Here is a 12,264-nt window from a genome sequence, read left to right as displayed (position 1 = left end):
CTTAACCCTTTTTCCGGAACGTGCCAATGGTATTTCCGAAGGTTTCTCTATTTTCGTGACTGGCGGTGGTATTTATCGCCACTGGTCGCCACAAGCAGGGTCCCGGCCCCGCTGGCTGCGGCTTATAGCAGGCAGGCCTGTCGTCAAGAAAAGCCCCACGCCCTTTGAACCCCAACGCCGGCCCCGGTAAGATGCCCAACAGAATTTTTCCACCTCGCTATTCAGGACACCCGCCATGAGCATCAAATCGGACAAGTGGATTCGCCGCATGGCGCAAGAGCACGGCATGATCGAGCCCTTTGTTGAGCGCCAGATCCGTGGCGAAGGCGATAGCCCTGTGATTTCGTACGGTGTTTCCAGCTACGGCTACGACGTGCGCTGCGCCGATGAGTTCAAGGTGTTCACCAACATCAACTCGGCAATCGTCGATCCGAAGAACTTTGACGAAAAGAGCTTCGTCGACGTCAAGAGCGACGTGTGCATCATTCCGCCAAACTCCTTCGCCCTGGCGCGCACCGTGGAGTTCTTCCGCATCCCCCGGGACGTACTGACCATCTGCCTGGGCAAGAGCACCTACGCGCGCTGCGGCATTATCGTCAACGTGACGCCGCTTGAGCCCGAGTGGGAAGGCCACGTGACCCTGGAGTTCTCCAACACCACCACCTTGCCGGCAAAGATCTATGCCAACGAAGGTGTGGCGCAAATGCTGTTCCTGCAGTCCGACGAAGCGTGTGAAGTGTCCTATAAAGACCGTGCAGGCAAGTACCAGGGCCAGCGCGGCGTCACCCTCCCACGCGCTTGATCGAAAGGTCTTACACGTAAAGGGAATTTGTCAGCGGGCAGGCACTCTATTGGGTGTACTGCCTCGGTGCGTGCACAACGCCCCGAGCCACGCTTGAGGAGTCCCCCTATGAAGCTCGACCCGCGAATCAGCGCCGAACTTGCCCGGCTTGAACCCAATCAGATTGGTGTTATGGCCTGGTCCCTGATGGCCGATCCCGTTTACGCGGGTGGCATTCCCGGCCAGCCCGAGCCGGATTACCCACAGCCCACCGAACCTGGCGAGCCCACATTGCCGGACGAGCCGCCACCGGCACCTGTCGCCTGATACCTAGCCCACCGGCCAGACGGCATGATCGCCAATCACGAAGATTTGGCGGTCATTGTCCTGTTCCACCCCATGCCCCCCGGTAAACGCGCCAAACGCCGGCAGCAGGCTGACCCGCGTGCCGATCTGGAAGCACGGCAGGCGCAAGCTCTGCCGGCCCTTGCCGCGCAAGCGATACACCGGATGCACATGCCCCGCGAGTACATGGTGGCTGGCATGGGCGTGCGGTTCGTGTTGCAGGGCAAAGGGCCCCATAAGCAGCGGCTCGGGCACCACTTCAATGCTCAAGTCCGGTGGCGGGTCGCCCGCGCGTTTGTCGTGGTTGCCGCGAATCAAGGTAAGGGGCAGGCCAGCATGACGGTCACGCCAGGCACGCAAGGCGCCCAAGGTGCCACTGGCATGCGATCCGGGGCCGTGCAGAAAATCCCCGAGAAAGACCACCTGGTCGCATACATACGCCGCCAGCAATCGATCCAGTCGCTCAAGATTCGCCGTGGTGGTGCCCTGTGGCACGGGCTGGCCCAAGCTGCGGTAAGCCGACGCCTTGCCAAAATGCGCATCGGCAATCAGCAGGCAGCGGCGCGCGGGCCAGTAAACTGCCTTGTCCGCCAGCAACCACAGCTCTTCGCCTTCAAGTGTCAGTGAACAATGCATCAACGCTTCCCGTTATCCGCGACCTTTTCCAGGTCCTTGACCATCCGCGCGATGCGCGCCGAGAGCTTTTCCGAGCTCATGCTTTCGCGCATCCGCTCCACCAGCAAGGGGAACGCGAGTGGCGTAGGGCGTTCGATCAGGTGCACATCCAGTTCCAGTGTCGACAGATGACGCAAGGTCTCTTCCAGTCGCCGAATATCCAGTTCGTCGCGCAGGACTTCTTCCCCAGCCTGGGTCAGCAGAAGGTTCTGTGGGTCATATTGTTTGAACACCTCGAAGAACAACGCGCTGGACGCCTGTACCTGCCGCATGCTTTTCGGCGCGCCGGGGTAACCGGCAAATACCAGCCCGGCGATGCGGGCGATCTCACGAAAACGGCGCTTGGCCAACTCACCGGCATTCAGGCTGGCGGCCACGTCGTGTAACAGGTTCTCGGGACTGAGCAATGCGGTGTTTAACAATGCAGGCCAATCCACCGCGGTAGCACTCAGTAGCTCCAACCCGTAGTCGTTCACCGCCATCGAGAAGGTCACCGGTTGCCCTTGGCTGACCCGCCACGCCAACAAACTGGCCAACCCCTGGTGCACCTGGCGCCCGCCGAACGGGTAGATGAACAAGTGCCAGCCCTCCCGGGATTTCAGTACCTCGACCAGTAAGCATCCTCGCATCGGCAGGCCGGACCAGTGCAACTGCGTCTGTAGCAAAGGTTGCACCGCGCGCATTTCAGGGCCGTCAAAGTGCCCGTGGGCCGCCGCATCAAAGCGTGCCACCACGGCTTGTGCCAGCTCGTTGGAGAGCGGCATGCGCCCGCCATTCCAGCGCGGCACGGCGGCCTTTTTCGCGCTGCTGCGGCGTACATATGCGGTCATGTTTTCCACGCGGACCAGCTCAAGCAAGCGTCCGCCAAACAGAAAGCCATCACCCGGCTTGAGCCGTGCAATAAAGCCTTCCTCGACAGTGCCCAGGTTCTTGCCACCGCCGGCTTTACTCCAGAATTTCAGCTGGATGCTGGCGTCGCCGACGATAGTGCCCACGCTCAGGCGATGGCGTCGTGCCAGGCGTGCATCAGGGACACGCCAGATGCCCGGTTCATCGGGTTCCACGCGGCGGTAGTCGGGATAGGCGGTCAGGGACAGACCGCCATGCCGCACAAATCCCAGCGCCCAGGCCCACTCCTCTTTGCTGAGGTCGCGATAAGCCCAGGTACCGCGTACCTCTTCCAGCAGCGCATCTGGGGTAAAGCCACCTCCCAATGCCATGCTCACCAAGTGTTGTACGAGCACGTCCAATGGCTTGTAGGGCGACTCCCGCGCTTCAATACGACGCTGGGCAATTGCGTCCTGGGCCGCCGCCGCTTCCAGCAGCTCCAGGCTATGGGTCGGCACCAGCGTCACTCGCGACGGCCGACCTGGCGCATGCCCCGAGCGCCCGGCGCGCTGCATCAGGCGTGCGACGCCTTTGGCCGAGCCAATCTGCAACACGTGCTCCACCGGTAAAAAATCCACCCCCAGGTCCAGGCTGGAGGTGCAGACCACTGCCTTGAGCTGGCCGTCTTTCAACGCCCGTTCTACCCAGTCTCGGGTTTCCCGTGACAGGGAACCATGGTGCAGCGCAATCACCCCGGCCCAATCGGGGCGCGCATCCAGCAGCGCCTGGAACCAGATTTCCGACTGCGCTCGCGTATTGGTAAACACCAGGCAACTGCTGCTGACGTCTATTTGCGCCACCACCTGGGGCAACATTTTCAGGCCGATATGCCCAGCCCAGGGAAAACGTTCGGCGTGCGGTGGCAGCAAGGTGTCGACGTCCAGCTGCTTGGCTGTTTGCCCCTGCACATTAATCCCGCCGCCCTGTGGTACCAACACCTCCAAGGCGTGGGATTGATTGCCCAGCGTGGCAGAAATGCCCCACACCATCAGTTCCGGATGCCAGCGTCGCAGCCGCGCCAGCGCCAGTTGCAACTGCACGCCGCGCTTGTTGCCGATCAATTCATGCCATTCATCCACGATGACCATGCGCAGGTGCGCCAGGCTCGTTTTGCTGTCGGCACGGGCGAGCATCAGGGTCAGGCTTTCCGGGGTGGTGACCAGTGCGGTCGGCTGGCGCCGGGTCTGGCGGGCGCGTTCGCTGCTGCTGGTATCGCCGGTGCGCAGGCCGACGCTCCACGGAATCTGTAGCGCCTCCAGTGGCGCTTCGAGGGCACGGGCGGTGTCGGCGGCCAGGGCGCGCATCGGCGTGATCCACAGCACGCTTAGCGGTTCAGCAGGGGGATTGCGCTTGCCGGCTACGGGTGGGCGCGTGATGGCAAAGCGGTTGAGGGTTGCAAACCACAGGGCGTAAGTTTTACCGGCGCCCGTGCTGGCGTGGAGCAGCCCCGACTGGCCGCACCTGACCGCCGTCCACACGTTTCTTTGAAAAGCGAACGGCTTCCAACCCTTGGCAGCAAACCATTGCTTGGCGTAGTCGGTAGGTTTTGCCATGGGGCCGTTGATACTCTGGAAGGTCTATTCCACAGACCTTCCAGTGCGCGCAAAGGTTTACTTCAAGTTGCCACTCAGGAACTGCTGCAAACGCTCGCTCTGCGGATTGCCCAGCACATCCGCCGGCGCGCCTTGCTCTTCCACCAGGCCCTGGTGCAGGAACAACACCTGGCTCGACACCTTGCGCGCAAAACTCATTTCGTGGGTGACCATGATCATGGTGCGGCCTTCCTCGGCCAGGCCCTGGATCACTTTCAACACTTCACCCACCAGCTCCGGGTCGAGGGCCGAGGTCGGTTCGTCAAACAGCATCACCTCGGGTTCCATCGCCAGGGCGCGGGCGATGGCCACCCGTTGCTGCTGGCCACCGGACAGAAACGCCGGGTACTGATCGGCCACGCGCGCCGGCAGGCCGACCTTGTCCAGGTAATGCCGGGCACGGTCCTCGGCGTCTTTCTTGCTGCAACCCAGCACCCGGCGCGGGGCCATGGTGATGTTTTCGAGCACGCTCATGTGGCTCCACAGGTTGAAGTGCTGGAACACCATGGCCAGCCGCGTACGCAGGCGCTGCAACTCGGCATCGTCGGCCACGCGCATGCCGTCGCGGTCACTGACCATGCGGATCGGTTGGCCATCGAGGGTCATGGCGCCGTCGTTGGGGGTTTCCAGGAAATTGATGCAGCGCAAAAAGGTGCTCTTGCCCGAGCCGCTGGCGCCGATCAGGCTGATCACGTCACCGGTCTTGGCCTTGAGCGAGACACCTTTGAGCACCTCATTGTCGCCATAGCGTTTATGCAGGCCTTCAACGGTCAATTTGTACATGGGGCATGCATCCTCAAGGCGAAAGTAGATAGCCGCTACGGTAGGCCTCGGTGCCTGCGACATGGCCAATGACCATCCCGGCAGTGGCCATGCGGCGTAGCGAACGGGCGTAAAGCAGGCCGGCCTTCTGGCAGTGCACGGGCGTTACGCGGTCGGTAATGGGGTCGATGATGTCGGCGATCAGTTGCCCGGCTTCCAGATATTCGCCGGGCAGGGCGCTGAACACCAGCAGGCCGCCGACGGGGGTGGCGACCGGCTCGACGCCGGCCAGCGGGGTGGCCGGGTAGGGCAGGTCGGGCAGCGGCGCGACGTCGCCGGCGATGGCGCCGAAGTGGATCAGATAGTCGATGATCGCCTGGCAATCGAGGCTGGCCAGGCCGTGGTTCACATCACCCTGGCCGCGCAGCTCGACGGTCACCGAAAAACTGCCCAGGGGAATCGGGAAGCGCTCGCCGAAGCGTTGCTGCAGCTGCCACCAGACCAAGGTGAAACATTCATCGAAGGATTGCCCACCCGAATCGGTGGCGAGCAAGTTGGCTTCCGAGCCGATGTAACGCGCCAATGGCTCCACCTGCGGCCAGGCTTCGGGCGTGGTGTACAGGTGCGCCACGGCTTCGAAGTCGCAATGCAGGTCCAGCACCATATCGGCATCGCACGCCAGGCGTTGCAGCACCAGGCGCAGGGACTGCAATTGCGTCTGCGCGGTTTGCTCCGCGAGGGCTGCGGACAGTGCCGTACGGATCAACCGGGCATTGTGCTGCGGGTCATTGCCGAGCAATTCTTCGACCTGGTTACCCACCGCTTCACTGAGGTCGATAAACAGGCGATTGAAATTCTGCCCGCTCTCCAGCTCGTAACGGCCCAGTGGGATATCCATCAGCACCTGTTCCAGGCCCACCGGATTGGCCACGGGCACCAGCACGATTTCACTGCGCAGGCGCCCAGCGGCAGCCAGTTCAGCCAGGCGCACCTTCAAGTGCCAGGCCACCAGCATGCCCGGCAGCTCATCGGCATGCAGCGACGACTGGATATAGATCTTGCCCCCGGCCTGTTCGGGGCCGAAGTGGAAACTGTGAACCTGCCGCGCCGTACCTGGCACCGGCGCAATCAGTTCATGGACCTGATGACGCATGCGAACTCCTTAGTGGCTCGGCCCGAGAAAGGCCAGCCAGCGGCGCTCCGCCAGACGAAACAGACCGACCAGGGCAAAGGTCACGGTCAGGTAGATCAGCGCAGCGATGCCGAATGATTGAAAGGTCATGTAGGTGGCCGAGTTGGCGTCCCGGGCCACCTTGAGAATATCCGGCACGGTCGCGGTAAACGCCACTGTGGTCGAGTGCAGCATCAGGATCACTTCGTTGCTGTAGTAGGGCAACGAACGGCGTAGGGCCGAAGGCATGATCACGTAGGCGTACAGCTTCCAGCCGCTCAGACCATAGGCCTTGGCCGCTTCGACTTCGCCATGGGCCATGCTGCGAATCGCCCCGGCAAAGATCTCGGTGGTGTAGGCGCAGGTGTTGAGGGCGAAGGCGAGGATGGTGCAGTTCATCGCGTCGCGAAAGAACGCATCCAGCAACGGCTGCTCGCGCACCGCCGCGATGCTGTAGATGCCGGTGTAGCAGATCAGCAACTGGATATAGAGCGGCGTGCCACGGAACAGGTAGGTATAGAACTGCACCGGCCAACGCACCCAACGCTTGCGCGACACACGGGCGATGGACAACGGGATCGACACCAGGAAGCCAATCACCAGCGAGGCGCTGAGCAGCCACATGGTCATGGCCAACCCGGTGATGTGCTGGCCGTCGCTGTACAGGAACGGGCGCCAGTATTGCTGCAAGAGCTCGATCATCGCACCGCCTCCCGAGACCCGGCAGAGTAGCGCCGCTCAAGCCTGCGCAACACGAAGTTGGAGGCGCTGGTAATCAACAGGTAGATCAACGCGGCGATCACCAGGAAATAGAACAGTTGATAGGTACTCTTGCCGGCGTCCTGGGCAGCCTTGACCAGGTCCGCCAGGCCGATGATTGACACCAGCGCCGTGGCCTTGAGCATCACCATCCAATTGTTGCCGATGCCCGGCAAGGCAAAGCGCATCATCTGCGGGAAGGTCACGTAGCGAAACCGCTGCCCGCGCTTGAGCCCGTAGGCGGTCGCCGCCTCCAGTTGGCCGCGGGGCACGGCGAGGATCGCGCCGCGAAAGGTCTCGGTGAAGTAGGCACCGTAGATAAAGCCCAGGGTGATGACCCCGGCGCTGAATGGGTCGATCTCGATGTAGTCCCATTCCATAAAGTCGGTAAAGCCGGTCAGCCACATTTGCAGGCTGTAGAAAATCAGCAGCATCAGCACCAAGTCGGGCACGCCGCGAATCAAGGTGGTGTAGAGCTGGGCGGGGATGCGCAGCAGGCGCAGACTGGAAAGCTTGGCGCTGGCGCCGAGCAGGCCGAGCAGGACACTGACAGCCAGGGAAGCGACCGACAACTTCACGGTCATCCACGTCCCTTGCAGCAACAATGGGCCGAACCCCTTCAAGCTGAAGGCACCCAGCCCCAGGGTTTGCAAAAGATCTTCAAACATGAATTCAGGACCTATGGCGATAAAAAAGCGCCCACCCGAACCGGTGGGCGCCAGGGTGTTATTTACCGCTGTACAGGTTCAGGTCGCCGAAGTGTTTCTTCTGGATGGTGGCGTAGGTGCCATCATCGTGTAACGCTTTGATACCTTTATCCAGCAATGCCTTCAGGTCTTTGTTACCTTTTTTGATACCGACCGCTGTTTTCGACGGCAGCAACGGGTCATCAATCGCCGCGCTGACTTCATAGCCGGCACCGGCTGGCGACTTCAAAAAGCCCAGTTCGGCTTGCAGCATGTCTTGCACCGAAGCGTCGAGACGCCCGGAGGTCAGGTCCGCGTACACCTGGTCCTGGTTGGCGTAGGCCTTGGTGGTCACACCGGCCTTGTCCAGCACAGCCTTGGCGTAGGCTTCCTGGATGGTGCCTTGCTCATAACCCACGGATTTGCCCTTGAGGGACTCGGGCGTGGAGAAACCTGCGCCTTTCTTGAACACCAGGGACGTCGGGCCGGAGAACAGCTCGCTGGAGAAGTCGATGGCCTTTTCACGGGCTGTGGTCACGGTCATCGAAGAAATCACGCCGTCGAACTTGTTGGCGTTGAGGCCCGGAATCATGCCGTCAAAATCACTTTCGACCCACTTGCACTTCACTTTCAGCTCGGCGCAGATCGCATTGCCCAAGTCGATATCGAAGCCCACCAGGCTGCCGTCGGCGGCTTTGGATTCGAATGGCGCGTAGGATGGATCGACACCAAAACGCAGTTCCTTGTATTCCTTGGCCAACGCGGAACCTGCGGCCATGCACAGAGCCAGTGCAGAAAGGGTCAGCAATGCTTTTTTCATTATGTAATCCCTTGAAACCAAGATAAGCGCTTGTGGCGCGTTTAGGACTGTTACTGAACGGTGTCAGACGCAACGTAGGTAGCAATTTCTGAACCATAGTTCTGAAAAGTCGGTTTCAAGGGTAGGACGAAGGGATTTGGCGGGTAGGCGATGCCCGAAAATGGGCATGGAATATTCAGCGCACTATTTCGGGGCTGGCGCAGGAATAGAGGTGAAATAAAGCAAATGTGGGAGCGGGCTTGTGTGGGAGCGGCGGTGCGACGATTCGACTTGCTCGCGAATACGGTGTGTCAGTCACTGAATGTGTTTCTGATACACCGCATTCGCGAGCAAGTCGAATCGTCGCACCGCCGCTCCCACACAAGCCCGCTCCACAGTTAGATCAGGTTACTTACCCGGTGTGAGCGTCAACCGCGTCTTCCCATACACCTTCTCGAAGTTCTGCGGCTGCATCGGGAAGCTCAGGTATTGCGCCTTGAGCGACGGGTCGATGCCGTTGGCATAGTTCGGGCTGGCCGGGTTGCCGGATTGGCCGATGCCACCCTGGCCCGTCATCGGCTCCACTTGGCCGAAATCGACGATCATGCGCAACGCCGACACCTGCGTGGTGTTGAAGTCCTGCCCCCAGCTGTACGGCGCCGGGTTCAAGGTGTTGTGGTCGCCACCGGACGCCAGCGGCCCGCGAATCACCTGGCCCTGGCTGTTTTTCCAGGTGGTGCTGTGCAACTTGCCCCACTGCCAGGCCTTGTGGTCGGCGCCCAGTTGGCTGTCGCCAGCGCTGATCGCGGCGGCGAGGGTGCGTGCCAGGATCGCCGGTTTGTCTTCTTTTTGCGCGGTGCGCGTGTCATCCCAGAACGGACTGTCTTCGCGGCCCAGCAGGTGGTCGGCGGTGGCGGCGTAGGACAGGCTGGCCGTGCTGACAAAGGCCTTCCAGCTGGCGCTGTTTTCCGGGCCGAGCTTGTCGAGGAAGATCTGCTTGGCGCTTTCCTGCAGGAACAGCTCGTAGATCGCCGCATCGGCGGAAGTGGATACGAGGCGACCGTCGAACGCCATCAGGCGGCCCAACGCTTCACGTGCCTTGGCCTGTTCGGCCGCCGGCAAGGCATCGATCGCCTGTTTCAGCGGCTGGGCCATGCCCGGGGCCTGGAACATGGTCTTGAGCTTGGCGGCGAAAGTGGTGGTCTGGTCGTACTGCATGGCGATCATGCTGCGGTTGTCATGCTTACCCGCGTTGGCCAGTTGCGCCAGACGTTCGCTGCGTTCCGGCGCGTCCCAGGAGTTGGACAGCTGCATGCCATAACCGCGCGGCGCGGTGCGTTGGTTGGCGGTGCCAATCCAGCCTTGGGCCGGGTCCTGGTCATAGGGGTGCAGCATCGCGTCGGCGTAACCGTCCCAGTCAAAGCGCGCGTCCCAGCCCGGCGAGGGCAGCAGGCCTTCACCTTCGCGGCGGTTGGGGAAACGCCCGGTGACTTGCCAGCCAATGTTGCTGGCGTCGGCGAACACCATGTTCAACGCGATGGCGCGGATTTCGCGGGTCGCGTCCGAGGCCTTGCCGGCGTTTTGCGCGCGGGACAGGTCGAAGAACGCATCCAGGCTCTTGTCGTCCTTGAAGTCGGCGGTTTGCAGGGCCAGGCCAAAACCGCTGGTGAGGGCCTGGCTGCTATTGAGCAGGGCGCCGTGGCGGGTTTCGTACACCACTTCGCGAATCGGACGTTGGCCTTTGACGAAGAAGGTTTCGTTTCGCACACCGGCCGGTAGCCATTTGCCGTTGTTCTCGTAGTACAACGCGCTGCCTTGGCGTTTGACCTTCTCCAGGAACAGGTCCTGGGTATCGCCCTTGACCGTGCTCATGCTCCACGCGACTTTGCCGTTGAAGCCCGACAACAGGGTCGGTAAACCGGCAATCGAGGCGCCGACCGCCTGGTATTTCGGCGCACGGATCTGCACGTAGCTCCACGGCGACGGCGCTTGCGGCTGGGCGGCCAGGTCGTTGGCCAGCATGCTTTTACCGCTGCGGCTGCGTTGCGGGCCGATTGCCCAGTTGCTCGACGTGGTCACGGCCAGGGAGTTGAGGCGACTGAGTTGCTGGCTGACGCTGTCCAGCCCGGCGAGGCCGGTGATCTGGCTCAGGTTCACGCCTTTGAGTTTTTCTGCTTCGGCCAGCTGGATCGCTTCGTCCGGCGCGCTCGGGGTGAGCCAGGCGAGTTTGTCGACGCCGACCTTTTGCGCCAGCACCAGGGAGGCGATTTCTTCTTGCAGGTTGGCCGACTCGCTGAAATTCAGCAGGCAGAACAACAGCGCCGAATCTTCCGGCTTCCAGTATTCCGGTTTGTAGCCGGTCTGGGCGAGGTCCGGCGGCAGCTTGTCGCGGTAGCGGAACAGGTAGGCGTTGACGCCACGGGCATACACCTCAAAGAAACGCTTGAGGCGCGGCGACGAGGCGTTATACAGCTCGCCGGCGCTTTTTTTCAGGTTGACCGCACGCATGAAGCGGTCGGCGTCCAGCACCTCTGGCCCCGACATTTCCGCCAGACGGCCCTGGGCCAGCAGGCGCAGGGTGACCATCTGGGTGATGCGGTCGCTGGCGTGTACATAGCCGAGGCTGAACAGCGCATCGTGGAAGGTGTTGCTTTCGATCAGCGGCATGCCTTGGGCATTGCGACGCACCGACACATTCTGTGCCAGGCCTTTGATCGGTTGCACACCGGCGACCGGCGGCAGGGTGTCCTGGGTGCTCTGGAGCTGGCAACCGGCCAGGCTTAACGCACTGGCCACTGCCGCGGCAACGCCGAACCGGGGAAGAAAATGTGAGAGGGCTGGCGAGGCCATGGCAAAGCTCCTGCGGGGGGTAGCGTCAGTAAAGGCGCTACGTTAGTGAGCGCGGTGAAACGACGCAAGCGGGAGTTTGGGGTTAAGCATTACTTCTTGAATCAGGTGATGGTTAATTTGGGAGCGGGCTTGTGTGGGAGCGGGCTTGCTCGCGAATACGGTGTGTCAGCCGAAATACCTGTGACTGACACGCCGCTTTCGCGAGCAAGCCCGCTCCCACACAAGCCCGCTCCCACAATTTGACCGTGTGGAACTTTGGATCAGGCCTTAGGCGGATTCACCTTCTGCACCAGGTCATACGCCCGAACCGTCGCCGGCCGCTCCTTGATGCTGTTGAACCAGCGCTGCACATGTGGGAAATCTTCCAACCGCTGACTCTGCCACTTGTGGGAAACGATCCATGGGTAGATGGCCATATCGGCAATGCTGTAGTCCTCGCCTGCAACAAACGCCCGATCCGCCAGACGCCGGTCCAGCACGCCATACAGCCGCGCGGTTTCGTCTATATAGCGCTTGATCGCGTAGGGGATCTTCTCGGGCGCGAACTGGCTGAAGTGATGATTCTGCCCGGCCATCGGCCCCAACCCGCCCATTTGCCAGAACAGCCATTGCAGGGTTTCCTGGCGGCCGCGCAGGTCCTGGGCAATGAACTGGCCGGTTTTTTCCGCGAGGTACAGCAGGATTGCGCCGGATTCAAACAGGGAAATCGGCGCGCCACCGTCGCCAGGGTTGTGATCGACGATGGCCGGAATGCGGTTGTTGGGCGCGATCTTCAGGAAGTCGGGCTTGAACTGATCGCCCTGGCCAATATTGATCGGATGCACCTCGTAAGGTAGGCCGGCTTCTTCCAGGAACAGTGATACTTTGTGACCGTTGGGGGTCGTCCAGTAATACAAATCGATCATGAAGCTCTCCAAAGGCGCGAATGCCTGTAGGTAGAGGTGATGTTCGGAGTG

The 12,264-nt window shown here is 61.5% G+C and carries 11 protein-coding genes; 2 read left to right on the top strand and 9 right to left on the bottom strand.

Features of this window, described 5'->3' with window-relative positions; translation table 11 throughout:
• Positions 1-235 precede the first annotated feature (235 nt).
• A complete protein-coding gene (gene dcd / locus DBR46_RS09730; protein ID WP_017739095.1) occupies positions 236-802 on the top strand; it encodes a dCTP deaminase in 567 nt (188 codons plus the stop codon).
• Between the two features lie 108 nt (positions 803-910).
• Positions 911-1,108 (top strand): hypothetical protein, encoded by a 198-nt coding sequence (locus tag DBR46_RS09725; protein WP_124526013.1) that lies wholly within the window; start codon positions 911-913, stop codon positions 1,106-1,108.
• Positions 1,109-1,111: 3 nt separating this feature from the next.
• On the opposite strand, the gene pdeM is transcribed toward DBR46_RS09725, so the two are convergent.
• From pdeM to DBR46_RS09680, 9 genes are all read right to left on the bottom strand, one after another.
• Positions 1,112-1,762, bottom strand: coding sequence for a ligase-associated DNA damage response endonuclease PdeM (pdeM, locus tag DBR46_RS09720; RefSeq protein ID WP_124526012.1), 651 nt, complete (start codon positions 1,760-1,762; stop codon positions 1,112-1,114).
• Complete coding sequence (locus tag DBR46_RS09715; protein WP_124526011.1) at positions 1,762-4,242, bottom strand: ligase-associated DNA damage response DEXH box helicase; 2,481 nt, start codon at positions 4,240-4,242, stop codon at positions 1,762-1,764. The genes pdeM and DBR46_RS09715 overlap by 1 nt, the downstream gene beginning before the upstream one ends.
• Positions 4,243-4,299: 57 nt before the next feature.
• A complete protein-coding gene (locus DBR46_RS09710; RefSeq protein ID WP_124526010.1) occupies positions 4,300-5,064 on the bottom strand; it encodes an ABC transporter ATP-binding protein in 765 nt (254 codons plus the stop codon).
• Positions 5,065-5,077: 13 nt separating this feature from the next.
• Entirely contained in the window at positions 5,078-6,196 is a 1,119-nt protein-coding gene (locus DBR46_RS09705; protein ID WP_124526009.1) for a succinylglutamate desuccinylase/aspartoacylase family protein, read from the bottom strand.
• A 9-nt stretch (positions 6,197-6,205) separates the two neighbouring features.
• Positions 6,206-6,916 carry an ABC transporter permease gene (locus DBR46_RS09700; protein WP_017739084.1) on the bottom strand — a complete coding sequence of 237 codons (711 nt, stop codon included), beginning with the start codon at positions 6,914-6,916 and terminating at the stop codon, positions 6,206-6,208.
• Positions 6,913-7,641: an ABC transporter permease gene (locus DBR46_RS09695; protein WP_124526008.1), complete on the bottom strand. Its 729-nt coding sequence runs from the start codon at positions 7,639-7,641 to the stop codon at positions 6,913-6,915. Before DBR46_RS09695 ends, DBR46_RS09700 begins: the two co-directional genes overlap by 4 nt.
• Before the next feature lie 58 nt (positions 7,642-7,699).
• Positions 7,700-8,479 carry a transporter substrate-binding domain-containing protein gene (locus tag DBR46_RS09690; protein WP_124526007.1) on the bottom strand — a complete coding sequence of 260 codons (780 nt, stop codon included), beginning with the start codon at positions 8,477-8,479 and terminating at the stop codon, positions 7,700-7,702.
• Positions 8,480-8,866: 387 nt separating this feature from the next.
• Positions 8,867-11,308 (bottom strand): penicillin acylase family protein, encoded by a 2,442-nt coding sequence (locus DBR46_RS09685; RefSeq protein WP_124526006.1) that lies wholly within the window; start codon positions 11,306-11,308, stop codon positions 8,867-8,869.
• Between the two features lie 260 nt (positions 11,309-11,568).
• A complete protein-coding gene (locus DBR46_RS09680; RefSeq protein ID WP_124526005.1) occupies positions 11,569-12,213 on the bottom strand; it encodes a glutathione S-transferase N-terminal domain-containing protein in 645 nt (214 codons plus the stop codon).
• Positions 12,214-12,264: the final 51 nt, after the last annotated feature.

The organism is Pseudomonas sp. KBW05, assembly GCF_003852405.1.
GTDB lineage: Bacteria > Pseudomonadota > Gammaproteobacteria > Pseudomonadales > Pseudomonadaceae > Aquipseudomonas.
The sequence above is the reverse complement of the archived record's forward strand: the minus strand, read 5'-3'. Positions and strand labels throughout refer to the sequence as shown.

Excerpts from the sequence above, each read along its gene's own strand:
- dcd (WP_017739095.1), top strand. The coding sequence starts at position 236 with ATGAGCATCAAATCGGACAAGTGGATTCGCCGCATGGCGCAAGAGCAC.
- DBR46_RS09725 (WP_124526013.1), top strand. The coding sequence starts at position 911 with ATGAAGCTCGACCCGCGAATCAGCGCCGAACTTGCCCGGCTTGAACCC.
- pdeM (WP_124526012.1), bottom strand. The coding sequence starts at position 1,762 with ATGCATTGTTCACTGACACTTGAAGGCGAAGAGCTGTGGTTGCTGGCG.
- DBR46_RS09715 (WP_124526011.1), bottom strand. The coding sequence starts at position 4,242 with ATGGCAAAACCTACCGACTACGCCAAGCAATGGTTTGCTGCCAAGGGT.
- DBR46_RS09710 (WP_124526010.1), bottom strand. The coding sequence starts at position 5,064 with ATGTACAAATTGACCGTTGAAGGCCTGCATAAACGCTATGGCGACAAT.
- DBR46_RS09705 (WP_124526009.1), bottom strand. The coding sequence starts at position 6,196 with ATGCGTCATCAGGTCCATGAACTGATTGCGCCGGTGCCAGGTACGGCG.
- DBR46_RS09700 (WP_017739084.1), bottom strand. The coding sequence starts at position 6,916 with ATGATCGAGCTCTTGCAGCAATACTGGCGCCCGTTCCTGTACAGCGAC.
- DBR46_RS09695 (WP_124526008.1), bottom strand. The coding sequence starts at position 7,641 with ATGTTTGAAGATCTTTTGCAAACCCTGGGGCTGGGTGCCTTCAGCTTG.
- DBR46_RS09690 (WP_124526007.1), bottom strand. The coding sequence starts at position 8,479 with ATGAAAAAAGCATTGCTGACCCTTTCTGCACTGGCTCTGTGCATGGCC.
- DBR46_RS09685 (WP_124526006.1), bottom strand. The coding sequence starts at position 11,308 with ATGGCCTCGCCAGCCCTCTCACATTTTCTTCCCCGGTTCGGCGTTGCC.
- DBR46_RS09680 (WP_124526005.1), bottom strand. The coding sequence starts at position 12,213 with ATGATCGATTTGTATTACTGGACGACCCCCAACGGTCACAAAGTATCA.